We start from the raw sequence: 22825 nt of genomic DNA on the forward strand, positions 1-22825 counted from the left end.
CATGCGCATCGCGATCATCGGCTCCGGCATTGCAGGCCTGGCCAGCGCCTGGTGGCTGCACGGCGAACATGAAGTCACGCTGTTTGAAGCCAATGACTACCTGGGCGGCCATACCCACACCCACGACGTGCAGGTGGGCGGCCGGCGCATGGCCGTGGATACAGGCTTCATCGTGTTCAACCCGCTGCACTACCCGCTGCTGACCGCCTTGTTCGATGAGCTGGGCGTGGCCTCGCAACCGACCACGATGAGTTTTTCAATGCACAGCGAGCGCAGCGGCGTGGAATACAACGCCACCTCGCTGGACGGCCTGTTCTGCCAGCGCCGCAACCTGCTGTCGCCACGCTTCTGGGGCATGCTGGCCGACCTGCGCCGCTTCTACCGCGACGCGCCGCTGCTGTTGGCGGAAGACCAGGGTCCCACGCTCGGCCAGTACCTGCGCAGCCAGCGCTATGGGGAGGCCTTCATCGAAGAACACCTGCTGCCGATGGCCTCGGCACTGTGGTCTTCGCCAACCGCTACCGTGATGGACTTCCCGGCCCGCTATCTGGCCCAGTTCATGGCCAATCATCAGATGCTGCAGATGACCGGGCGTTCGCCGTGGCGGGTGGTCAAAGGCGGCTCGGCGCGCTATGTCGAAGCCTTGCGCGCCCGTTGGCAGGTGCGCGAACGACTGGAGTGCCCGGTGCATTCGGTCGAGCGCACGCCCTGGGGCGCGCGGGTGCACAGTGCGGCCGGCGTGGAAGGCTTCGACGAGGTGATCCTGGCCTGCCATAGCGACCAGGCACTGGCGCTGCTGGGTGACGCCGATGCCATCGAGCGCGAGGTGCTTGGTGCCATCCGCTACCAACCCAACGAAGCCGTGCTGCACACCGATGCATCGCTGCTGCCACGCGACCGCAAGGCCTGGGCCGCCTGGAACGCGCACGTGCCGCGTGACCCCGCGGCGCCGTGCACGGTCAGTTACTGCATGAACCTGCTGCAGGGCCTGCCCGGTGACACTCCGCTGGTAGTGACCCTCAACCGCAGCGAGGCGATCGAACCGGCCAAGGTGCTGCGTACGCTGCGTTACGCGCACCCGGTGCATGACCATGCCGCAGTACGCGCGCAGCAGCGCTGGGGCGAACTGCAGGGCCGGCGCCACACCTGGTTCGCCGGCGCCTATTGGGGCTGGGGCTTCCATGAGGACGGCATCCGCAGTGCCCGCCGCGTGGTCGACGCACTGCGTGCCTGCGAACCGCATCGATTGGTACCGGCGTTCGGCGAGGTCGCCGCGTGAGCGCCAGTGCACTCTATTTCGGGCAGGTGGTGCATCGGCGCCACCACCCGCATCCGCATGCCTTCCGCTATCCGGTCGCACAGCTGCTGCTGGATCTTGATGAGCTGGAGACCGTGTTCGCACGACGCTGGCTGTGGTCGGTCAACCGGCGCAACCTGGCCGAGTTCCGCCGCAGCGACTACTTCGGTAATCCCGCGCAACCACTCGCCGATGCCGTGCGCGACCACGCCGCCAACACCCTCGGCCACCGCCCCTGCGGGCCCGTGCGCCTGCTCACCCATCTGCGCTTTGCCGGCCACGTTTTCAACCCAGTCAGCTTCTACTACTGCTACCAGGCTGACGGCAGCACGCTGGACTGCATCGTCGCCGACATCACCAATACCCCATGGAAGGAACGCCACGCATACGTGCTGCCGGCATCGACCGCGCTCCATGAGGGCGCGTCACTACGCTGGCAGTTCGACAAATGCTTCCACGTCTCGCCATTCATGGCGATGGATTGCCGCTATGACTGGCGGTTCAACGCGCCCGGCGAGGACCTGCGCGTGCACATGCAGGTGTGGCGTGACGGCGTGCGACAGTTCGATGCCACTCAGTCCATGCAGCGGCGCCCGCTGGACGGACGCGGCCTTGCGCGCGTCCTCGCCTGTTATCCGCTGATGACCACCCAGGTGGTGGCCGCCATCCATTGGCATGCGCTGCGCCTGTGGCTGAAGCGCAACCCGGTGCACGACCATCCTTCCCTTGCCGAGAAACCACGATGAACGAGATGAATCCCTCGGTAGCCCTGCCACAGCCGGGCGCGCTCGATGTTTTCCTGCGCCGGCGCCTGCTGGCGCAGCTGGCGCCCCTGCGCGACGGCCATCTGTGCGTGCGCGATGCACTGGGCGAGGTGTGGTTGGGCGAACCCCGCGGTGACCTGCAGGTCACGGTCACTATCGACGATCCCGCGTTCTATCGGAAAGTGGCTGCACAGGGCAGCGTCGGCGCTGGCGAGAGCTACATCCACGGCGACTGGCACTGCGATGATCTGGTGGCACTGGTGCGGCTGCTGGTACGCAACCGCGATCTGCTCGACAGCATGGAGCACGGCCCGGCCCGCGTGGGCGGCTGGCTGCTGCGCGGCTGGAACCGCCTGCGCCGCAACAGCCGTGAAGGCAGTCGCCGCAACATCGCGGCGCACTACGACCTCGGCAACGACTTCTTCGCGCTGTTCCTGTCGCGGGACATGATGTATTCCTCTGCCCTGTTCGCAGATGACAGTGAATCGCTGGAGACGGCGTCGCGACGCAAGCTGGACAGCATCTGCCAGCAGCTGCAACTCAAGCCCGGCGACCACGTAGTCGAGATCGGCACCGGCTGGGGTGGTTTCGCCGTGCATGCGGCCCAGCACTATGGCTGTCACGTCACCACCACCACCATTTCCGCCGAGCAGCACGCACTGGCCACGGAACGTGTTAAGGCTGCCGGCCTGCAGGGGCGCGTCACCCTGTTGATGCAGGACTACCGGGACCTGCAGGGCCGCTACGACAAGCTGGTGTCGATCGAGATGATCGAAGCCATTGGTGCCGAATACCTGGATACCTACATGGCCACGCTGCAGCGCCTGCTGAAGCCGGACGGCGTGGCACTGCTGCAGGCCATCACCATCGAGGACCAGCGCTACGAACAGGCGCGACGCAGTGTTGATTACATCAAGCGCTACGTATTCCCGGGCAGCTTCATTCCCTCGATCAACGCGATCATCGCGGCCAAGACCCGGGTAAGCGACCTGCAGCTGATCGCACAGCAGGATTTCGGCCATTCCTACGCGCTGACCCTGCGTGCATGGCGCCATCGCTTCCTCGCCCAGCTGCCTGCGGTGCATGCGCAGGGCTTCGACGCGCGCTTCTGCCGTCTGTGGGAGTTCTATCTGGCGTACTGCGAGGGGGGCTTCCTGGAGCGTTCGATCGGCGTGTCGCATCTGTTGCTGGCGCGTCCGGGCCATCGGCCTATGGCGGCGGCGAGCGATGGCCACTGAAATGCGCCGATTCTGGGCCAACCTCATCGGCAACCAGCTGGTCTGGCTGTGCGCGGTGACCGGTGCCGGGCGCGGCTGGCAGTGGCCAGCGCTGTTGGCGGCCAGCCTCTACGTGGCCTGCCAGTTGCTGACATCCCCCAGGCCGATCGTGGACCTTCGCCTGTTGCTGGTTGCGCTGGCCTGCGCCTGGCTGGTGGATGCCAGCGCAGCGGCCAGCGGCATGGTGCGCTATGCGGCGGCATCGCACGGCTGCGCACCGCCGCCGTGGATCATGGCGCTGTGGGCCGCGTTCGCGATGACGCTGACCACCTCGATGCGCTTCCTGCTGCGGCACCCCGCACTGCCGATCCTGTTCGGCCTGCTGCTCGCGCCACTGGCCTATCTCTCGGCCTCCCGGGGTTTCGAGGCGGTGCAGTTCCGGGCGCCCGCCTGGCAGGGGCTGCTGGTGCTCGGCATGGGCTGGAGCATTGCTCTGCCGCTGCTGTGTGCCGCGGCCCGGCGCTGGTCCCGGCCTTCAGATCATCCACCACTTGCCGGAGCATCGTCATGATCAATCCAGGGTGGGTGCTGCTGTACGCAGTAGTGGTGATGAGCTGGGGCTGGGCCTGGCAGCGTCGCCACACCAACATCGGCGTGGTTGATGTGCTCTGGGCCAAAGGCGTGGGTGCATCGGCGCTGCTGCTGGCACTGCTGGGCGATGGCGCGTTGATGCCCCGGCTCGCGCTGGGGCTGCTGGGTGGGCTGTGGGGCAGCCGCCTGGCCTTGCATCTCTGGCACCGGGTCCGTCACGAACAAGAGGACGGTCGCTACCGTTATCTGCGGGAACACTGGCACGGCCACCAGGGGAAGATCTTCGGCTTCTTCATGGCGCAGGCGCTGCTGATCGTTCTGTTCGCCCTGCCCTTCGTCGCGGTGGCGGCCAATCCACGGCCGGGGCTGTCGCTGTGGGTGGTTGCCGCCGCAGGCGTCTGGCTGATCAGCGTCGGCGGCGAGGCGCTGGCCGACTGGCAGCTGGCCCGGTTCCGGGCCGACCCGGCGAACAAGGGCTTGACCTGCCGCCAAGGACTCTGGCGTTACTCGCGCCACCCCAACTACTTCTTCGAATGGCTGCACTGGTTCAGCTACGTGCTGCTGGCGGCGGGCTCACCACTGTGGTGGCTGGCGTGGTCCGGCCCGCTGCTGATGTATGTATTCCTGCGCTATCTGAGCGGCATTCCGTTCACCGAGAAGCAGGCTCTGCGTAGCCGCGGCGAAGACTACCGCGAGTACCAGCACAGCACGTCGATGTTCTTTCCCTGGTTCCCCCGTTCTTCCAAGGAGCATTCCGCATGAGCGCGATCCCGTCACTGAATCCGGCCGAAGATGCGGAAACCGGGCTGATCGCCTGGGCCGAACGCGGACTGGTGCCCGATGCGGCGCTGCGTGCGGGCATCCGCCGCTTGTGCGCGCAACGCCTGCATGAGGAAAGCGAGGGCGGCATCGAAGGCCAATCGGCACGCTTCAGCCGGCGCATCGCCGAGCTGGCCCACAGCCCACTCGCGTTGCATACCGAAGTGGCCAACCGTCAGCACTACGAAGTTCCCGCGGCCTTCTTCCAGGCCTGCCTGGGCAAGCGCCTGAAATACAGCAGCTGCTACTACCCCACTGGCCGCGAAACGCTGGACCAGGCCGAAGACGCCATGCTGGCGCTGTACGGCCAACGCGCCGGCCTGGCCAACGGCCAGCAGATCCTTGAACTCGGCTGCGGCTGGGGCTCACTGACGCTGTGGATGGCCGAACGCTTTCCGCAGGCGCATATCACCGCCGTCTCCAACTCGCACAGCCAGCGCAGGCACATCATGGCGCAGTGCCAGGCACGCGGCCTGGGCAACGTCGAGGTGCTGACCTGCGACGTCAACGAGCTTGAGCTGCCAACGGCACAGTTCGACCGCTGCGTGTCGGTGGAGATGTTCGAACACGTACGCAACTATGAGCGGTTGCTGGCAGGCATCGCACGATGGCTGAAACCGGATGGCGCGCTGTTCGTGCACATCTTCGCCCACCGCACGCTGATGTATCCGTTCGAGACCAGCGGCGGCGATAACTGGATGGGCCGCCACTTCTTCACGGGTGGGCTGATGCCCGCCGCCGACACCCTGCTGCATTTCCAGCGCGACCTGCGGCTGGAACAGCGCTGGCTGCTGGATGGCAGCCACTACCAGCGCACCGCTGATCATTGGCTGGCCAACCAGGACGCCGCCCGCGAAGAGGTCATGCCTGTACTGGTCGCCACCTACGGCCAGGCCGCGGCAAAGATCTGGTGGCAGCGCTGGCGGATGTTCTGGATGGCCTGTGCCGAGCTGTTCGGCTACGACAACGGCCAGCAGTGGCTGGTGGCCCATTACCTGTTCCGCCCACGCTGAGGTGTGACATGCGCATTTTCCCGCTGCTTCCTCTGCTCGCAGCCGGCCTGTTCGGTGCAGGCTGCAGCTCCAGCGACACCCGGCCCCTACCGCGGCCACCATCGGTGGATGTGCCGCGATTCATGGGCGACTGGTATGTGATCGCACACATTCCATCGCGCCCGGAACGCGAGGCCTTCGATGCGGTGGAAAGTTACGCGCTACGGCCGGATGGACGCATCCAGACTACCTTCACCTATCGCAAGGGCAGCTTCGATGCCCCACAGAAGTCGATGCATCCGATCGGCCGGGTGGAGAAAGAAGGAAACGGTGCGATCTGGGGCATGCAGTTCATCTGGCCGATCCAGGCCGAATACATCATCGCCTGGCTCGATGATGGCTACCGCCAGACCATTGTGGCCCGCAGCAAGCGCGACTACGTCTGGTACATGGCGCGTACGCCACAGGTCTCGGAAAGCGACTACCGGCAGGCGGTGCAGCGCATTGCAGCGATGGGTTACGACACTGCCAGGTTGAGGCGGGTGCCGCAGTCGGTCCGCTGATCCGGTGCCGATGAGTTCCATCCACTACATCAATGACGTTTGCGGAACCGATGCGCGCAGCACATCGATTCTTAGGAATAATCGCAAAAATCCCGGAAATCCGATGCCCGGCGTGACAGTGACGCCAAAATGATGACCACGCCCGTGGGGCGCTGATCACCTCCCTGCGCATGAATGGACATCCTGCACCGCGCCGGCTGCGCTTGGCGCTTCTGGACGACCATGAGGTCGTCCGTCGCGGCATCGCCCTGCACCTCAACCGCGACCGCCGCTTCAGCATCGTCGCCAGCCACTCCCTCAGCGAAGATCTCATCACCACCCTGCATATGCTGCACGTCGATGTGGCGATCATCGACCTGAGCCTGGCCCCCGGCGACCGCGCTAGCGCCGAGCTGATCCCCCTGCTGCGCGATACCTTCCCCAGCATTCCGCTGCTCGTTTTCGCCACGCTCTCACCCGCGACCAACCTCAGCCACCTGATCAACGCCGGCGTCAGCGGCATCGTCGGCAAGGCCGAACCACTACCGATGCTGTCAGAGGCAATTGTGCGCGTGCATCAGGGGCTCGGCCGCCTGCCACCTGACTTCATCCTGCCTGCCGACTGCAGCGAACTCAGCCGCAATGAACGCGAGGTACTGGAACTGCTGCTCACCGGGCTCACCGTGTCCGAGATCGCGCTGCGCCGGCACCGGAGCGTCAAGACCGTCAGCACCCAGAAGGTTGCCGCGCTGCGCAAGCTTGGCCTGCGCAACGACGCCGAGATCTACGCCATGCGCCCACACGCGAGTCCGTCATGAGCAGGCCGGACCGCTCGCACCTGCGCACCTCCTTGGCCCTGCTGCTGGTTCTTCTGCTGCTGCCGGCGGCATCTGCGGAAGATGTCCGATCACAACGCTGGGGGCCGGGCAGCGAGGTACGGGTTGCAACGGCCCCTTCCCTTCGCCCGGTACCCGCCCCACTTGCAGAAACAACGCCCTTGCCCACGCTCGCCCACGGCTATGCAGCCCTGGTGGCGCGGCATGCCCAACTGCGTTTCCGCGACCTGCCCCACCCCACCACTACAGAATCTGTGGCTGCCGTGTGTCGCCGCGATGCCGATCTGGTGCTGGTGGTGGGTGGCGCCGCACATCTGCAGCTGCCCTGCCCGGATCTGATTGCCTCCGCCCCCTTTCGTGGCGGCAGGACGGTGCTTGCCGGGCGTTCCGGCCAATGGCTGCCACGCAGCCTGGCGGAGCTGGATGGACGGACCCTGGCCGTGGTTGAGGGCGGCCCCTACGCCGGCTGGCTGGGCGCGCGTCATCCACAGATTCGCCTGCATTCCCTTTCCAATCGGCACGCGACACTTGAAGCGGTCATTGCCGGCACAGCGGATGCGGCGATCGGCATGGATACGACGCTGCGGCCAATGATCCGCCGCTACTTCAGCGGCGATCTGCTGCTGCAGCCGATCAGCAGCGATTTCTCCACCGACCTGCACCTGCTCGCTCGTCGGGAGGACAGGCACCTGCTTGAGCGCATCGACCGGGGCCTGCGCGACATCACGCTGGAAGAACACGCTGGCCTGCTGCATCTCTGGGCGCAGCAGACGCTGCCAGCATCGGTGGAGCAAGCGCTGGACCGGGTGCGGTCGCCGCCGCCGGCCTGGCTGTTGGCATTGATCGCCGCGCTGGCCGGTCTCCCGCTTCTCTGGAATCCGCTACGGCACCGCTTCCGCCGCAGCGAACGCGACCGTGCACGCGCGTTCGGCATGATCAGCCATGAGGTACGCAATGCCGCGCAGACGCTGTTGAGCTCGATCACCCCGCTGCACCAGGCGCATTCTGCGGAGGGCCGCCGCGAACTACTCGCGGCGATGGCTGCCGCAGGACGCTCACTGCGCGGGCTACTGGATCGCTCGCTGGATTTTTCGCGCCTCGCCAGTGGTGGCTTCGCGCCGCAGCCAAAAGCCTGCGACGTCGCACTGCTGTGCAACCAGTCGCTGGATGCGATCCGCCCGCCCGCACGCAGGAAAGGCCTGGAGCTCAGGCTGGACTGCGATGCAGCGCCGGCGCCGCTGGTCCTGCTGGATCCCGATGCGCTGCGCCAGATTGTCGACAACCTGCTCTGCAATGCACTGAAGTTCACCGATGTCGGCGGCATCGACCTGCGCGTGCAGCTGCGACCACCAACGCGACCGCATGAGCTGCTGCTGGATGTAATCGACAGCGGCATTGGTATCTCTGCTGCGCAGGCAACATCCCTGTTCCACCCATTCCAGCAGGGCGAGGACGGGCTGCAGCGCGGCGGCAGCGGGCTGGGGTTGGTGATCGCACGTGAACTGGCCCGCTCGATGGGCGGCGATCTGACTGTCCACAGCGTCCACGGACGCGGCAGCCGCTTCACCCTGCGCCTGCCGGTGCGGATCGCCAGGGACCGCCCGCCGACTACAAGCGTGGTCGCTAGTGAGCAGCCGCTCGCCGGCCTGGATCTGCTGCTGGTCGAAGACCATGGCCTCAACCGCCGCCTCATGGCCGCCCAGCTGCGGCGCCTGGGCGCGGATGTGCATGCGCTTGCCGATGCCAGCGGTGCGATGGAAGAACAGGCGCGACGGCCGCGCGGCACGGTGCTGCTCGACATCGAGCTCCACGACATGGATGGCTATGCGCTCGCGCGCCGGCTGCGTGCGCAGGCGCACACGCCCTTGCTGCTGATCGCGCTGTCGGCACGCACGGGCCATCGCCATGCAGCGCGTTGTCGCTCAGCAGGATTCGACGCGGTGCTGACCAAGCCGCTGCAGATCGCCAAGCTGCTGCAGGTACTGGCGTTGCCAGCGCTGGGGAGCCACGTTGCACCTGCCAGCACGGCTCACATCGACTCCGTCTATGTGGCCGACATCAGCATGGAACTGACTGCCATCGAGCGCGCCGTTACCGGCGCCGCTCCGGATGCGCTGCGCCATCACGCGCATCGCCTGCAGGGTACGCTGCAGATCTGCGGCGCAACCACGCAAGCCGGCATCGCGGCCGACCTGTGGGAGCTGGGGCGTAAGGCCGCGCCTGACTGGGTCAAGGCGCGGCGACTGCTGCAGGGATTGCAGCAGTGGCACGGCTCCCGCAGGGCGGAAGCCGCACCATCGGCCTGATCAGGCCGCCAGGCGCTCGACCTGGCGACGGGTCAGGTCGTTGAAGCGACCCAGCGACATCAGATGCTGGTGGATCAACGCCAGCCAGCCGCTGCGGTGCCATTCGACCACAGTGGCTTCCGGCAGTGCGACGAATCTCTCGACATCGACCACCTGGAAGCCGTTGAGGTTGAACTCGCGACCGTCCGGAGTACGCACGGTGGCGTTGCGTTCGACCAGCAGGCCGTTCTCGATCAGCGCCTTGGAGAAGGCCTGTGTCTGTTCGTGCTCGCGGGTGAACTGGCCGCAGAACTCCAGCGCCTGCTGCACCATCTCGGTGGCCTTGCCATCGACGAACAGCGGCTGGCCTTCGTCACCACCCTTGACCACGCGGGGGTTCTCTTCATCGATGCCCAGCAGGAAATCGTTGTCCGCGCCGGTGTCGATGAAGATGAAGGGGTGGCGACGCAGGTAAGCCGGGATGTAGGCCTCGTCTTCCCACAGGCCGTCCTTGATGAACAGGTTCTCTTCCGACACGCCGACGGCCGCCATCGGCACCGCGGTCGGGCCGGCGAACAGGATCGGGAAGTGATGCAGGGCCAGCGAGAACTCGCCAAGCACCAGCGGAATGGCGTTGTTGCCAGCGGCAAACTCGAGCCTGCCCGGCAGGATGCGCAGGTCGGCGTGCACATCGGCCTGCAGCGGCACCGGACGGGTGTAGAACAGGGGGGTACCGGCGGGCGCCGCTTCGGTGGTGGTGTCGCTGGTGGTGGTCATCTTGGGAACCGTTCGATCATGCGCGCCTGCCATCCCGGGCGCGCCAGCGGGAACAACCTGAATCCCGCATTATCAACAAGCTCGATGACAACGGCCACCCCACCGGCGGCCTATTTCAACTGCAGCGGGTAGCGTTGCCAGAGAACGTGGACCAGAAAGCCGGCCAGCTCGGTGTCGCGGGCGCTGACCGCAGCGCGGATCTTGTCCAGCAACACCATGTCGCTGCAGGCGCGCACATCGGCGTGGTTGGCCTGCCCTGCCCGGCGCGCCCGGTAGCGCGCGGCCCGCTGTGCGTCGCTCATTGCGTACCCGAACTTGGGCGGACGGCCGCGTTTGCGCGGCAGGGTCAGCTCCAGGGTTCCGGGGTCTTTGTCATCACGCATGAGAGGGGTGCGGGCGGCGGCGAGCAACGGGGGGTGCGCAATTTATCGTGAGGCATCACTTTAATCCAGCTTTTTCTGCAGTTTTGTTGCAATGCAGTGCAAATACTCGCGTGCTGATGCGGATTCATCCACGCCAGCGTGGTTACGGAACGCCATCAACCCCCACAAAAAAAGGGAGCCCGCTTACGGGCTCCCCTCACCTTTCCTCACGCAGCGCGTACCGGCTCGTAGCCGTGCAGGTGCGCCTCGCTGCTCGCCCGACCCTGGCTGAGCGAACGCAGCGAAGTGGTGTAGCCCACCAGCTGCGCCAGCGGCGCAAAGCCGCTGACTTCGGCGCGACCCTCCTGGTCTTCGATGCGGGCAATACGGCCATGGCGACGGTTGAGGTCGCCCACCACATCTCCCACCGACGCCGACGGCGAATGCACTGTCACTGCCATCACCGGCTCCAGCAGTTGCGTGCCACCTTCGGCCAGCGCCGCCTTGATCGCCTCGGCACCGGCGCGATGGAACGCCATTTCCGAAGAGTCCTTGGCGTGGGTCTGGCCATCGACAAGACTGACCTCGATACCGACCACCGGATGACCCTGAGGGCCTTCAGACAGCGCAGCACGCACGCCCTTCTCCACGGCGCTGATGAAGCTGCGGGGCACCAAGCCACCAACGATGCGATCGTTGAACACCACCTGGCCGTCTTCGCGCGGCGACACATCCAGCACCACGTGCGCGAACTGGCCCTGACCGCCGGTCTGCTTGACCAGCCGGCCCACAACCCCGGCCATCGCACGCATCGGCGTCTCCTGGTAGGCCACACGCGGCGCACCTACGCCTACGTCTACCTTCCATTCGCTGCGCAGGCGCTCGACCATCACCTCCAGGTGCAGCTCGCCCATGCCCCAGACCAGGGTCTCCGCCGTGTCGCGATCGGTTTCGACACGGAACGACGGATCTTCCTGGGCCAGGCTGGCCAGGCCCTGCGCCATCCGGATCAGGTCGGCCGCGCGTGCCGGTTCCAGCCGCCAGGCCAGCACCGGTGCCTGTGCCTGAATGCTTTCCAGGCGCAGCGGCTGCGCGCGGTCGCTCAGCGTTTCGCCGCTGACCGCATCCTTCCAGCCCAGCACCGCGACGATGTCACCGGCCACGGCCTGTTCAATGTCGTGGGTCTGGTCGGCCTGCACCCGCACCAGGCGGCTGACACGCCGCCCCTGCGGATGCTGCGAACTGGCCACCGCATCGCCGACCTTCAAGGTGCCCGAGTACAGCCGCACGAAGCTCAGCGCGCCGTGCTGCTGGTGGGTGATCTTGAACAGCAGGCCGGCCAGTGGACCGTCTGGATCCGGCGGCAGCACCACGTCGCCGTCTTCGCTCTCGGCGGTCACGGCAGGACGATCCAGCGGCGACGGCAGGTAATCGACCACCGCATCCAGCAGGGTTTCGATGCCCTTGTCCTTGAACGCGGCACCGGCCAGCACCGGCACGCCTGCACCGGCCAGCGTCGCCCGTCGGATCGCCGCACGCAGCAGTTCCGCATCGATCGCGCGACCTTCCAGCCAGGCATCAGCCAGCAGTTCGTCGTGGTCGGCCACGGCCTCAACCAGCGCGTCGCGCTGCGGCTGCCACAGGGTGCGCGCCGCGTCGTCCCACGGGGTCACCGTGGTTACGGCACCATCCTGCCAGTGCAGCACGCGCTCATCGACCAGGTCGACCCAGCCGTTGAAATCGCTTTCGCTGCCCAGTGGCATACCGAGCGCCCACGGCCGCGCCTGCAGCTTGTCCTGCAGCTGCTCCAGCACACGCTCGAACGAAGCGCCTACGCGGTCCATCTTGTTGACGAACGCGATCAGCGGCACACGATGGCGACGCGCCTGGCGCCACACCGTCTCTGACTGCGGCTGCACGCCGTCCACGGCCGAGAACACGGCCACGGCACCGTCGAGCACGCGCAGCGAACGCTCGACTTCAATGGCGAAGTCGATGTGGCCGGGAGTGTCGATCAGGGTCAGCCGATGCGGCGGCAGGTCGCGCGGCGCCCACTGCGCCTGCACGGCGGCCGCGCCGATGGTGATGCCACGCTCGCGCTCGATCGCCGAGAAATCGGTGGTCGCATTGCCGTCGTGCACTTCGCCGACGCGATGGATTTCGCCGCTTTTCCATAGCAGGCGTTCGGTCAGCGTGGTCTTGCCGGCGTCGATGTGGGCAATGATGCCAAGGTTGCGACGGCGGGAAAGGACTTGGGTGTTCATGAGAAAGGTTCCTGCAAAGCCAACTTCGAGGGCCGCGCACCCCGGTTGGCGACAGGGCGCGCGGCTAGCGTTCGGTCTCGGCGATCTGGTGCATGGCACGTTCTCCTTGCGGTACAGCGGGTGATGGGTGAAACGAAAAGAGCGCCCCGGAGGGCGCTCTGTCGAAGGTCCAGCGATGGCCGTCTCAACGGCCTCGTGGGGCTCCAGGCAGATACGCCCGTTCCGCGCTTGCGCGGGTCAGGGTGAAAAACTTCAGGAGCGGCATCCGGTTCATGGGGCGCATTCTAGACCTGCCAATCTGGCGCGCAAGTGAATATTGAGCACATAAATGGAACGATGAGGCCGACAATGAAAGGGGTCAGATCCCTTTGCCACAGCAAAGGGCTCTGACCCCTACCCTGCCTTACTTGCACTCATGCAGCTTGCGGGCCTCAGCCACGGTCGCAGCCTGGTCGTCCCCCATCGAGATCCATCCCTTCAACGACATCGCCGGATCCACCTGCGCTTGGCGCGGGCCGCCATGGACCACCACCTCGGTCCAGCTGCCGACCGGCGCCAGCTCCGACAGTCGCGCCGCCTGGTCGTCTTCGGTACTGAACATGTCGTCCGGCTCCGCAGGCTTGGCCTTGTTCACGGTCTCGGTCTTGCGCGCCCGGATCCGCAGCGCGCCATCGGCCATGCGCTGGGTAGTGACGTCATGGCGTTCCACCCCATAGGCCCAGCTGCTCTCACCTGCGCGACGGGTCTCGCTACCGTCGTCTGCCACCACTACGGAATCACCTGCCGCTTCGGCCACGGTCGCAAGCGAACCCAGGCCGGACATCATTGCCTGATAGGCAATCATCTGCCGCTGTTCGGTGGCCAGCGCAACGTCACCTGCCTTGCCGGCAGGAATCTGCAGGTACACCGCCTCCCTGCACAGCATCAGCACCTGCTGGTCATCCCAGCTGATGAGCACTTCATCATTGGCGAAATAGCGGGTCGTCACCGGAACCACCGGAGCGCTCCCGCCGGTGGAATACCGGCTCTCGATCCGCGAGGCCTGCTCGGCGGCCTTCATCAGGGAGACCGAGGATGCGGACGCGGTGCTGACGGCGCATACGGAGGCGACCATTGCCGAGAGCAGCACGCCATGTGAAACAGTACGGATCATTGCATCAGTCCTTTGAAGAGAACGAACCGCACATGATACGTCGCCTGGCAAAGCAGTTTGATGCTCAGGTCACCACGACCAACGGCACTCCGCGCCGCGGATGCTCCAGCACCACCACATCCTGCTGGTAAACCCGCTGCAGGTTGTCTTCGGTGAGCACCTGCAACGGCGTGCCATCGGCCGCTACCCTGCCCTGCTCCAGCAGCACGATGCGGTCAGCATAGCCGGCGGCAAGATTCAGATCGTGCAGCACCACGATTACGCACGCTCCGCCCTCGGCGCAGGCGCGCACGCTGCGCAGGGTGCGCTCCTGGTGGCGCAGGTCCAGCGCTGCAGTCGGCTCATCGAGCAGCAGCAACGGCGTGTCCTGTGCCAGCACGCGCGCGAACGTGGTCCGTGCCGATTCACCGCCCGACAGCTGCTGCACCTCACGCAGGCGCAGCGCCTGCAGTTCCGCGGCATCGATCGCGGCTTCCACCTGCGCATCATCCACTACAGAGTCGGGCGGGTGCGGCAAGCGCCCCATCGCTACCACCTCCTCCACGCTGAAGGCAAAGCGCACGCCATGCTCCTGCGGCATCACCGCACGCTCGCGCGCCAGTGGCCCGGCCTTGTAACCGGCCAACGGCTTGCCGAGCAGGCTTACTTCGCCAGCGTCGGCACGCAGGTCACCGGCCGCCACAGCCAGCAATGTGGACTTGCCCGCGCCATTCGGGCCGACCAGCGCGGTCACCGTACCCGGCTCGAACGCCAGCGAGATGCCGTGCAGGATCTCGCGCTGCTGGCGACGCACCACCACCTCGTGCAGTTTCAACAACACGCTCATGGCGCGGCCTTGCGGCGCTGCTGCAGCACCAGCCAGAGGAAGAACGGTGCACCCAGTGCAGCCGAGAACAGGCCCAGAGGAATCTCCGCCGGCGGATCCAGCGTGCGAGCCGCGGTGTCGGCCACCACGATCAGCAGCGCACCGAGCAGGCCGGACAACGGCAGCAACCAGCGATGACCAGGGCCGACCAGCAGGCGCGCCACGTGCGGCACCACCAGGCCAACGAAACTGATCGAACCGGCAAAAGCCACCGCAGCCCCCACCAGCAGCGCACTGAACGCCACCAAGCGACGCCTCGTGCGGGTGACATCCAGCCCGAGGTGCTGCGCCTGGCGCTCACCCAGCGCCAGCATGTCCAGCGGCGTGGCCAATCGCTGCAGCGCGAACACACCGATGGCGAACAACGGCACCACGGCCGCCACATCGGCCCAGTTTGCGCGCGCCAGCGAGCCCATCTGCCAGAACACCAGCGACTGCAGCTCGCTTTCGCTGGCGATGTACGTGAGGAAACCGATCAGTGCCGAGCAGAACGCGGCCATCGCGATACCGACCAGCAGCAGCGTGGCGTTGCCCGTGCCCTTGCCGGGCCGGGCCAACGCGTAGGTCAGGCCGATTGCCAGTGCGCCGCCAGCGAACGCGGCCACCGGCACCAGCCAGCCGGCCGCACCGGCAGCGCCGAGTACGATGGCGGCCACCGCACCGAGCGCGGCGCCCTGGCTGACACCGACAATGCCGGGGTCGGCCAGCGGATTGCCGAACAAGCCCTGCAGGCTGGCACCGGCCATCGCCAGCGACGCGCCGACCATCGCGCCCAACAGGGCACGCGGAATACGCAGCTGCCAGACCACGGCGAGGTCGCGGCTGCTGACCGCCTGCGGATCGAGCAGGCCCAGCTTCACCGCCAGCGCCTGCATCACTTCCAGCGGCGGCAACCGCAGCGGGCCCACGGCGAACGAGGCCAGCACCGCACCCAGCAGTGCCAGCAACGCCACCAGCAACATCGTCCGCCCGCGACGGCGGCGCCGATCCGCCGGACTCATGCCTTCGGCAACGCCGCCAGGGCCTTGGCCAGCGCCAGCGCGCCAGCACCGGAACCAACACTGGTGTACTTCAGCTGCACATCCGGCATCACCCAGACCCGATTGGCCTGCCCGGCCGGGGTCTGCTTCAGCGTCGGGTACGCCTTCCACAGGCCCTCGGCACCACCGAACAGCTGCAGGTCATGCTCGGTCACCAGGATCACCTCCGGCGCCGCGGCGACCACGCCTTCATTGCTCAGCTGCGAGTAGTTCTTCACCCCCGCCTCGGTGCCGATGTTGATGCCACCAGCCAGTGCGATCAGCTGCGCCGACGCACTGTCGGCACCCGCAACAGTCGGCGAGCCTCCGGCGCCGGTTGCCGATACATGGATCAGTCGTGGCGCATGGCCCAGGCCCTTGCCAATCGCTGCAGCCTCATCGAGCTGGCGCTGCACCTGCGTGGCAAGTGCCTGCCCTGCTTCGGCCAGCCCTAGTGCGGCGGCGACCTTGCGCACCTTGTCCGGCGCCGGCTGCAGATCGTCGATGACCACCGCCGGTTCGCCCACCTCACGCAGCTTCTTCGCCAGCTCGGTGTGCCGGCGCAGGCTGTTGCCGAGGAACAGCGAGCCCTGCAGGCTCAGCACGCCCTCCACGCCAGTGGTGCGGTTGAACAGGAACTGGTGCGGGGCAGCCAGGCCAGCCTGGGTGGTGGTATTGGTCGGCGCGGCGAACACCTGCTTGTTCAGTCCCAGCGCCTCGATCACCGCGATCACGTCGTCACCACCGGCGATGATGCGGCTGGTATCGGCCACCTCGACGTCGGCGCCGTCATCGGAATGCACCTTGGCCGGCAGCACAGCCTTCTGGTCGCGCACGACCGGCATATCGGTGCCGGCCACGCGCTGCCAGCCAGCCGGCAACGCAACTTCGCCAGGCGCGGTTGCGGCGGCGGGCTCAACCGGCTTGCCGCTGTCCGAGGGCGTAGATGAACCGCCGCAGGCAGCCAGTGCCAGCGAGACAGCCAACGGAAGCGCACAGAGGCGCAGGCGGGACGCGATGTTCATGCTCGTTCTCCTTGCTGGCAGGGCGACGCGCACGCCGCCCTGCCGTGTGACTTACTGCTTCGGGGTGATGCGGGTGATGCGGTCACCCTTCGGGTCTTCGGCGCCACGCGACTTGTTCACCGCGAACACGTTGCCCTTGCCATCGGCACGGACGTGGTTCGGCAGCGTACCGCCGTCAAGGTTGGCGACCACCTTGCCGTCACCGTTCACCACGGTGACCGTGCCAGCGCCACGGTTGCTGACGTAGGCCAGGCCGGAGGCATCATCGAAGGCGACGTTCAGCGCACCGGCGCCGACCGGCACGTCATGCAGCACCTTGCCGGCGGCCACATCGACGATCAGCAGGTTGTCAGTGCCCTGCGAGGCCACGTACAGGCGGTTGCGCGCTGCGTCGAAGGCCACGCCCGAGGCGCTGATCGAATTGCCCAGGTCGATGACCTTCTCGACCTTGCCGCTGGCCACGTCGATCACTGCCGCTTCCGGGGTGCCGATGCTGACGGTGAACAGCTTGCCGCCCTTCTCGTCCAGCACCAGGCTCATCGGGGTGAACTTGCCGTCGTCCACGCCGGACTCCAGCGTCACCGCCGGCAGCTCCTTGAGGGTCTTGGCGTCGAACACCGACAGGTGGTCCTCACCTGTGGCCGAGGCAAACACCTTGCCGTGGGTGCCATCAACCACCACGTCGCGCGCATGCGGCACGGCATCGACCGGGAACTGGTGGACCAGCGACAGGTCCTTCTGGCGGTAGACCGCGATGGAGTTCTGGCGGGTGTTGGTGACCCAGACATTGCCGTTGGTGTCATCCACGCCGACACCGTAGACCGCGTAGACCGCGCCATTGGTGCTGCCCGGCACCTGCGCCGGGGTGATCGCCTTGGTCACCTTCAGCGACTTCGGGTCCAGCTTCAGCAGCTGCGACTGGGTCACCGGCGGGCGGCCCACGGCCGAGGTCACGAACACCGCGTTGCTGGCGGCGCTATAGGCGGACTGGTACAGGCCCGGCACCAGCTTGTTGGACTGGGTGGAGAACTGCGCCTGGCCGGACAGCGGCAACTGCGGCGAGACGCGCAGCTTCAGCACGGTGGCTGCAGCCGGCTGGCTGGCGCGCACCACCACAGGATGGGTGCCCGGCACGGCGTCGGCCGGGATGCTCAGCTGGGTCTTGAAGTTGCCATCAGCATCGACCACCAGCGGCTGCGTGTTCAGCACGCTGTCGCCACGCAGCAGGCTGACTTTCTGGCCCGGCACGAAACCGCGACCCACCACGTCGGCAGTGCTGCCGGGAACCACGTTCTCACCGCGCGAGACAACCTCGCCCTTGAAGGTGGCGTTGGCCGGCTGATCGAACACCGGCTGTGCGGTGGCGGTCACGGCCAGCAACAGGCCAGCGGCGAGAGAGGTAAGACGGAAAGACGGACGGAACGACATGGAAGGCTCCTTGCACACGTAGGCCGCGCCACGTGACGCGGGATTCATCGGTTGCCTGGGCCGCTGCACATCGGCAGCCTCGCCTGGGTAGTGGGGTCGCATGCCTTGGCATGCGAAGGGATTCATTCGGCGGCGTTGTCACCGCCGTTGGGCGCGCCGTCACCGGCACTGCGGTCGGACACGCCATACAGTTCATGCAGCGCAGCGTGGAACGACGCGGGCAGCATCGGACCATGGCCGAGGCCGGGGAACTCGCGGTACTGCACGCGCATGCCCGGCACCTTGCCCAAGCGCTCGGACAGCTGCATGGCAGCATCCGGGGTGGCCCCACTGATACGGCGCAGGTGCGCGACCACGCGCGGATTGTTCATGTCGCGCTTGCCACGATCACCGACGCGCTCGGCGCCACCCAGCATCAGCCAGAGCTTCGCCGGCTGGCCATGCGCGTTCTGCACGAACTGCTGTTCCGGATCACCCAGTGCAGCACCCTGGCTCCACCATAGCGACGGACTGGCCGCCAGGTAGGACTGGAAGGAGGCGGGACGGGTGTACAGCGCATTGAGCACGAACAACCCGCCAAGTGAGTGGCCCCACAGCGCTTGCTGCTGCGCGTCGATGCGTGCGCGACGCTCGACTTCGGGCTTGATGCGGCGCTCGATCACATCAAGGAAGGCCGCAGCGCCACCGCCGACCGCCTGGGTGCTGCCGCTCTCGTCGTCTGCGCGATCGATCCACGCGGTGTAATCGCGTGTGCGCGCCTTGGAATCGATGCGCAGGTCGTTGTCGTAGCCGATCAGTACCAGTACCGGTGGCGTCTTGCGCGCGGCCAGCTCGGCCAGCAGCGGCTGGTCCAGCACCATCGCCACCGCATTGCCGTCCAGCGCGTACAGCACCGGCAACGGCGTCCTGCCGGCCTTGGCCGGAATCGCCAGATTCACCCGCCAACGGCGCTGCTGGTCGGGGCTGTCCACCACGAAATGTTCGAAGCGATAGCTGGCCGCCGGCTCGTCGAGCACGGTGTGGCCGATCTTCTGCAGCGGATTGCGCTGCTGGGCGTGGGCGTACGGGGTGGCCAGGAGCAGACCCATCATCAAGGCGGCCAGTCCGCGGGCCAGCGGACCACGGCGCGAAGGCAGGACGAAATGCTTCATCAGCGGCGGCAGAAGCGGCCCAGGGCCGCCGGTTCACAAGGGACCGCAGTCTACCTTAAACGCGAATGATTATCACATCGATCGAACGTCACGCTGTGTATCACGCGCGCGATGACCCGGTTGCGCTGGGCACGGCATTTCCCCTATTTTGCTGGCCACCGGGGCATTGGATCGCCCCGCTTACAGCGCGGCCACGGAGGGCGGTTAGTCTGCCGTCGATCCGGTCGCGCTCATCCGCGCCATGACCGCCATGGGATTGGATCCCATGATCGTGAGACTCTCTTGAAGCACACCACCCTGATCGCACTCTCCCTCGGCCTGCTCGCACCGCTGGCCGCCCATGCCGCGCAGGATCTGCCGACGCTCTACCAGGCCTATGAAGAGGCCGGCTATTCGACGCTGAGCATGGAAGAACTCAACCAGACGGTGACCTTCACCGCCGTCGCGCTGGGTGTTTCCAGCAACCTGCAGGGCGAGCCGCTGATCGAGGCCGGCGATGACCAGGGCAATGTCCTGGCCCGGCTGACCACCGACGATGCGCAGCAGGCCGCCAAGCTCAGCGCACTGGAAGAAGGCGCCGCCTTCACCGCCAGCTGCACGCTGCAGTTCAGCTCCGGCTCGGACTATCTGTCGTTCGGCGACTGCGCCGTCAAGTAAGGACGAAGCCGGCGAACGCCGGCTTCTTCTCTTTGTCTCTGTAGAGTCGAGCCGTGCTCGACTCATGCCATGTCAGGGGCCCGCAGGTACCGGACCATATGCATTCTCCTGCGGCGTACCCGGCAGCAGCGCGAACACGAAGATCACCAGGCCGCCGAACGGAATGAAGGCCAGCAGGTACATCCAGCCCGACTGGTTGCAGTCATGCAGGCGGCGCACGGTGACCGCGATGACCGGCAGCAGGGTAGCCAACCAGAACACGACAAACAGGATGATCGACGCGATGCCCAAGCCATCCGACTGCATCACCAACCCGGCGATGAGCGGCACCATCAGGACGGCTGAGACGATCAACAGGAACAGCTGGAACATCCAGTACTCGCGACGGTTGGCCCGACCATCGAACTGGGCGTAACGCTTCAACGGCAGAATCATTTCCTGCACGGCATCAATCCTTGAAAAAGTGGCCGCGCAGTGTGCCAAATGCAGGCGCGCAGAACAATGTGGCGTCGAGCCGGCTCAGCGGCCCTTCGCGGCCCGCGCCGCTTCGCGCTCGGCACGCAGCCGGTCCAGCTTTTCCTTCAGCTTGATTTCCAGGCCACGAGGAACCGGGTTGTAGTACACCCGTTCGCCCATCGCATCCGGGAAGCCGGTCTGGTCCAGTGCGATGCCGCCTTCGGCATCGTGGTCATACTGGTACTGGGCGCCATAGCCCAGCTCCTTCATCAGCTTGGTCGGCGCGTTGCGCAGGTGCAGCGGCACTTCTTCGGTGCCGCTGTCGCGCACATCGGCCTTGGCCTGGTTGAAGGCGGCATAGCCAGCATTCGACTTGGCGGTGCTGGCCAGATAGAGCACCAGCTGGGCAAACGCCAGCTCGCCTTCCGGGCTACCCAGACGCTCGTAGATGTCCCAGGCTTCCAGTGCCATGCTCTGCGCGCGCGGATCAGCCAGACCGATATCCTCGATCGCCATGCGGGTCAGCCGGCGCGCCAGGTAAGACGGATCGCAGCCGCCATCAAGCATGCGGGTCAGCCAGTACAACGCGGCATCAGGGTTGGAGCTGCGCACGGACTTGTGCAGCGCCGATATCTGGTCGTAGAACTGCTCGCCACCCTTGTCGAAGCGGCGGGTGCGATCGGCCAGCACCTGGGTCAGCGTCTGCGGGGTAATGCGGCCACCCTCCCCACCCGCCAGTTCGGCGGCGATCTCCAGCAGGGTCAGCGCACGACGCACATCACCATCGGCGGCGGTCGCAATTTCCAGCAGAAGCTCGGGGGCGACTTCGATGCCCTCCTCGCCCAGGCCGCGTTCGCGATCACCCAGCGCACGTTCCAGCGCCTCGACAATGTCGGTGGGCGAAACCCCCTCCAGCACATGCACGCGGCAGCGCGACAGCAGCGCCGAGTTCAGCTCGAACGACGGATTTTCGGTGGTGGCACCGACGAACAGGATCGTGCCGCGCTCGATGTGCGGCAGGAACGCATCCTGCTGCGCCTTGTTGAAGCGATGCACCTCGTCCACGAACAGCACCGTGCGGCGACCTTCAGCGAAACGCTGCGCGGCCTCGGCCAGCACCTGGCGCACTTCCGGCAGGCCGGACAGCACGGCGGAGATGGCGCGGAATTCGGCGTCGGAATATTCGGCCAGCAGCAGTGCCAGCGTGGTCTTGCCGCAGCCCGGCGGCCCCCACAGGATCATCGAATGCACGCGACCGGATTCGACCGCGCGGCGCAGCGCGCTGTCCGGCGCCAGCAGGCGCTTCTGCCCGACCATCTCGTCGAGGGTGCGCGGGCGCATGCGCTCGGCCAGCGGGCGCAGATGATCCCGATCGACGCTCAGCAGATCGGGACCGGGAAAGGAAGTTGAACGATGTCTTGCCACGCGGTCATTGTACCGCGAGAGCGTGCCAACCAAGGTTGGCACCCAGCAGCGCCAGGCCGTGATCGGTAGCGGATCAGGCCACAGGGTTCAGTAGTGCCGGCCGCTGACCGGCAGATCAAAAGCGTGTCAACCAAGGTTGACACCCACCAGGGCGGTGCCGCCCAGAGATCAGTTGCCGATGACGTCGGTGCCCTTCGGCGGGGTGAAGCTGAAGGTGCCGGCGGCGAAGCCCGGGTTGCGCTTCCAGCCACTGAAGCTGATCACGGTGCGCTGGCCGACGGCGTCGGTGATTTCCATCCTGGCCAGACCCTGGGCGTTGAAGCCCAGCGCGGCGTACTGGAAGCTGGCTTCGGTATCGCGCTTCGGCGACAGCGACAACCACTGCAGGCCGTCACGCCGGGCAGCCTCTTCGCTGAGGTCGTACTGCTGTTCCAGCAGCGCCGGGTTGATCAGCGCGGTCAGCGGGCTGTTCTGCTCTTCCTTGCCCTGCTCGCGCACGGTGGCCTGTTCCAGGTCAGGCTCGTACATCCAGACCTTCCTGCCGTCGGCCACGATCAGCTGTTCGTGCGGGCGCACGTATTCCCAGCGGAACAGGCGCGGCGCCGACAGCGCCACGCGGCCGCTGGTCGATTCCTTGACCTTGCCGCGGCTGTCGAACACCTGCTGGCTGAACTGACCATCCAGGCCCTTCAGGCCGCTGGTGAAGGTCTTCAGGTCATCGCGGGCGCCAGCCCAGGCGCTGCCGGCGGCGGCGCAGGCCACGGCCAGGGTGGTGGTGGCAAGGAAACGGCGGAAGCGGAAGTTCATGCGGGAATCCTGTGGGCGCGGGCGCCAGGAAAGGTGGTTGCCAGTGTGCCCGGGCAAAGATGAATGGGCGATCAGGGCGACATTATGCCGCCC

The 22825-nt window shown here is 66.5% G+C and carries 22 protein-coding genes; 10 read left to right on the plus strand and 12 right to left on the minus strand.

Going from position 1 to position 22825, the window contains the following annotated elements; all coding sequences use genetic code 11:
- Position 1: 1 nt before the first annotated feature.
- The 9 genes from AC07M7_RS11865 to AC07M7_RS11905 all read left to right on the plus strand — a co-directional run bounded on the left by AC07M7_RS11865 (position 2) and on the right by AC07M7_RS11905 (position 9364).
- On the plus strand, positions 2-1279 hold the full coding sequence (locus tag AC07M7_RS11865) for an NAD(P)/FAD-dependent oxidoreductase (RefSeq protein WP_495207464.1): 1278 nt from the start codon (positions 2-4) through the stop codon (positions 1277-1279).
- A complete protein-coding gene (locus tag AC07M7_RS11870) occupies positions 1276-2043 on the plus strand; it encodes a DUF1365 domain-containing protein (RefSeq protein WP_480982790.1) in 768 nt (255 codons plus the stop codon). The genes AC07M7_RS11865 and AC07M7_RS11870 overlap by 4 nt, the downstream gene beginning before the upstream one ends.
- Complete coding sequence (locus AC07M7_RS11875; RefSeq protein WP_495207465.1) at positions 2040-3299, plus strand: class I SAM-dependent methyltransferase; 1260 nt, start codon at positions 2040-2042, stop codon at positions 3297-3299. The genes AC07M7_RS11870 and AC07M7_RS11875 overlap by 4 nt, the downstream gene beginning before the upstream one ends.
- 1 nt (position 3300) lies before the next feature.
- On the plus strand, positions 3301-3849 hold the full coding sequence (locus tag AC07M7_RS11880; RefSeq protein WP_495207466.1) for a DUF2878 domain-containing protein: 549 nt from the start codon (positions 3301-3303) through the stop codon (positions 3847-3849).
- Complete coding sequence (locus AC07M7_RS11885) at positions 3846-4631, plus strand: DUF1295 domain-containing protein (protein WP_495207467.1); 786 nt, start codon at positions 3846-3848, stop codon at positions 4629-4631. The genes AC07M7_RS11880 and AC07M7_RS11885 overlap by 4 nt, the downstream gene beginning before the upstream one ends.
- Positions 4628-5701, plus strand: coding sequence for an SAM-dependent methyltransferase (locus AC07M7_RS11890; RefSeq protein WP_495207468.1), 1074 nt, complete (start codon positions 4628-4630; stop codon positions 5699-5701). The genes AC07M7_RS11885 and AC07M7_RS11890 overlap by 4 nt, the downstream gene beginning before the upstream one ends.
- Before the next feature lie 8 nt (positions 5702-5709).
- Positions 5710-6243 (plus strand): lipocalin family protein, encoded by a 534-nt coding sequence (locus tag AC07M7_RS11895; protein ID WP_046982930.1) that lies wholly within the window; start codon positions 5710-5712, stop codon positions 6241-6243.
- A 170-nt stretch (positions 6244-6413) separates the two neighbouring features.
- Positions 6414-7040, plus strand: a complete 627-nt coding sequence (locus AC07M7_RS11900) for a LuxR C-terminal-related transcriptional regulator (RefSeq protein ID WP_430766522.1) — start codon at positions 6414-6416, stop codon at positions 7038-7040.
- Positions 7037-9364, plus strand: coding sequence for an ATP-binding protein (locus AC07M7_RS11905; protein WP_495207469.1), 2328 nt, complete (start codon positions 7037-7039; stop codon positions 9362-9364). Before AC07M7_RS11900 ends, AC07M7_RS11905 begins: the two co-directional genes overlap by 4 nt.
- On the opposite strand, the gene AC07M7_RS11910 is transcribed toward AC07M7_RS11905, so the two are convergent.
- The 9 genes from AC07M7_RS11910 to AC07M7_RS11950 all read right to left on the minus strand — a co-directional run bounded on the left by AC07M7_RS11910 (position 9365) and on the right by AC07M7_RS11950 (position 19387).
- Positions 9365-10120 carry a SapC family protein gene (locus tag AC07M7_RS11910; protein ID WP_495207470.1) on the minus strand — a complete coding sequence of 252 codons (756 nt, stop codon included), beginning with the start codon at positions 10118-10120 and terminating at the stop codon, positions 9365-9367.
- Between the two features lie 110 nt (positions 10121-10230).
- Positions 10231-10503 (minus strand): hypothetical protein, encoded by a 273-nt coding sequence (locus AC07M7_RS11915; RefSeq protein WP_006366874.1) that lies wholly within the window; start codon positions 10501-10503, stop codon positions 10231-10233.
- Between the two features lie 206 nt (positions 10504-10709).
- Positions 10710-12746, minus strand: coding sequence for an elongation factor G (gene fusA / locus AC07M7_RS11920; RefSeq protein ID WP_495207471.1), 2037 nt, complete (start codon positions 12744-12746; stop codon positions 10710-10712).
- 403 nt (positions 12747-13149) lie between these two features.
- Complete coding sequence (locus tag AC07M7_RS11925) at positions 13150-13899, minus strand: hypothetical protein (protein WP_046982926.1); 750 nt, start codon at positions 13897-13899, stop codon at positions 13150-13152.
- Positions 13900-13963: 64 nt separating this feature from the next.
- The gene (locus tag AC07M7_RS11930) at positions 13964-14725 is read right to left on the minus strand and encodes a heme ABC transporter ATP-binding protein (protein WP_253078842.1); all 762 of its coding nucleotides are present in this window, start codon (positions 14723-14725) and stop codon (positions 13964-13966) included.
- Positions 14722-15765, minus strand: a complete 1044-nt coding sequence (locus AC07M7_RS11935; protein WP_014037165.1) for a FecCD family ABC transporter permease — start codon at positions 15763-15765, stop codon at positions 14722-14724. The genes AC07M7_RS11930 and AC07M7_RS11935 overlap by 4 nt, the downstream gene beginning before the upstream one ends.
- Positions 15762-16808 carry a heme/hemin ABC transporter substrate-binding protein gene (locus tag AC07M7_RS11940; RefSeq protein ID WP_253078844.1) on the minus strand — a complete coding sequence of 349 codons (1047 nt, stop codon included), beginning with the start codon at positions 16806-16808 and terminating at the stop codon, positions 15762-15764. Before AC07M7_RS11940 ends, AC07M7_RS11935 begins: the two co-directional genes overlap by 4 nt.
- Before the next feature lie 51 nt (positions 16809-16859).
- On the minus strand, positions 16860-18236 hold the full coding sequence (locus tag AC07M7_RS11945) for a YncE family protein (RefSeq protein WP_295380783.1): 1377 nt from the start codon (positions 18234-18236) through the stop codon (positions 16860-16862).
- 122 nt (positions 18237-18358) lie between these two features.
- Complete coding sequence (locus AC07M7_RS11950; RefSeq protein WP_495207472.1) at positions 18359-19387, minus strand: alpha/beta hydrolase; 1029 nt, start codon at positions 19385-19387, stop codon at positions 18359-18361.
- 282 nt (positions 19388-19669) lie between these two features.
- Between AC07M7_RS11950 and AC07M7_RS11955 the strand changes: the two genes are divergently transcribed.
- Positions 19670-20044 (plus strand): hypothetical protein, encoded by a 375-nt coding sequence (locus AC07M7_RS11955; protein ID WP_482998085.1) that lies wholly within the window; start codon positions 19670-19672, stop codon positions 20042-20044.
- Between the two features lie 72 nt (positions 20045-20116).
- Here the strand turns inward: AC07M7_RS11955 and AC07M7_RS11960 are convergent, their stop codons facing one another.
- The 3 genes from AC07M7_RS11960 to lolA form a co-directional block, all read right to left on the minus strand.
- On the minus strand, positions 20117-20488 hold the full coding sequence (locus tag AC07M7_RS11960; RefSeq protein ID WP_046982920.1) for a DUF805 domain-containing protein: 372 nt from the start codon (positions 20486-20488) through the stop codon (positions 20117-20119).
- Positions 20489-20563: 75 nt separating this feature from the next.
- Positions 20564-21841, minus strand: a complete 1278-nt coding sequence (locus AC07M7_RS11965) for a replication-associated recombination protein A (protein ID WP_495207473.1) — start codon at positions 21839-21841, stop codon at positions 20564-20566.
- Positions 21842-22093: 252 nt separating this feature from the next.
- Positions 22094-22732, minus strand: a complete 639-nt coding sequence (gene lolA, locus AC07M7_RS11970) for an outer membrane lipoprotein periplasmic chaperone LolA (protein ID WP_495207474.1) — start codon at positions 22730-22732, stop codon at positions 22094-22096.
- Positions 22733-22825 lie beyond the last annotated feature (93 nt).

It is taken from the genome of Stenotrophomonas sp. GW821-FHT09E08, from assembly GCF_059416125.1.

Bases quoted from the DNA above. Each gene is read 5' to 3' on its own strand.
- AC07M7_RS11950 (WP_495207472.1), bottom strand. From the start codon at position 19,387: ATGAAGCATTTCGTCCTGCCTTCGCGCCGTGGTCCGCTGGCCCGCGGA.
- AC07M7_RS11945 (WP_295380783.1), bottom strand. From the start codon at position 18,236: ATGTCGTTCCGTCCGTCTTTCCGTCTTACCTCTCTCGCCGCTGGCCTG.
- AC07M7_RS11865 (WP_495207464.1), top strand. From the start codon at position 2: ATGCGCATCGCGATCATCGGCTCCGGCATTGCAGGCCTGGCCAGCGCC.
- AC07M7_RS11905 (WP_495207469.1), top strand. From the start codon at position 7,037: ATGAGCAGGCCGGACCGCTCGCACCTGCGCACCTCCTTGGCCCTGCTG.
- AC07M7_RS11940 (WP_253078844.1), bottom strand. From the start codon at position 16,808: ATGAACATCGCGTCCCGCCTGCGCCTCTGTGCGCTTCCGTTGGCTGTC.
- AC07M7_RS11885 (WP_495207467.1), top strand. From the start codon at position 3,846: ATGATCAATCCAGGGTGGGTGCTGCTGTACGCAGTAGTGGTGATGAGC.
- AC07M7_RS11895 (WP_046982930.1), top strand. From the start codon at position 5,710: ATGCGCATTTTCCCGCTGCTTCCTCTGCTCGCAGCCGGCCTGTTCGGT.
- AC07M7_RS11930 (WP_253078842.1), bottom strand. From the start codon at position 14,725: ATGAGCGTGTTGTTGAAACTGCACGAGGTGGTGGTGCGTCGCCAGCAG.
- AC07M7_RS11915 (WP_006366874.1), bottom strand. From the start codon at position 10,503: ATGCGTGATGACAAAGACCCCGGAACCCTGGAGCTGACCCTGCCGCGC.
- AC07M7_RS11935 (WP_014037165.1), bottom strand. From the start codon at position 15,765: ATGAGTCCGGCGGATCGGCGCCGCCGTCGCGGGCGGACGATGTTGCTG.
- AC07M7_RS11900 (WP_430766522.1), top strand. From the start codon at position 6,414: ATGAATGGACATCCTGCACCGCGCCGGCTGCGCTTGGCGCTTCTGGAC.
- fusA (WP_495207471.1), bottom strand. From the start codon at position 12,746: ATGAACACCCAAGTCCTTTCCCGCCGTCGCAACCTTGGCATCATTGCC.
- AC07M7_RS11925 (WP_046982926.1), bottom strand. From the start codon at position 13,899: ATGATCCGTACTGTTTCACATGGCGTGCTGCTCTCGGCAATGGTCGCC.
- AC07M7_RS11965 (WP_495207473.1), bottom strand. From the start codon at position 21,841: ATGCGCCCGCGCACCCTCGACGAGATGGTCGGGCAGAAGCGCCTGCTG.
- AC07M7_RS11875 (WP_495207465.1), top strand. From the start codon at position 2,040: ATGAACGAGATGAATCCCTCGGTAGCCCTGCCACAGCCGGGCGCGCTC.
- AC07M7_RS11910 (WP_495207470.1), bottom strand. From the start codon at position 10,120: ATGACCACCACCAGCGACACCACCACCGAAGCGGCGCCCGCCGGTACC.
- lolA (WP_495207474.1), bottom strand. From the start codon at position 22,732: ATGAACTTCCGCTTCCGCCGTTTCCTTGCCACCACCACCCTGGCCGTG.
- AC07M7_RS11890 (WP_495207468.1), top strand. From the start codon at position 4,628: ATGAGCGCGATCCCGTCACTGAATCCGGCCGAAGATGCGGAAACCGGG.
- AC07M7_RS11880 (WP_495207466.1), top strand. From the start codon at position 3,301: ATGCGCCGATTCTGGGCCAACCTCATCGGCAACCAGCTGGTCTGGCTG.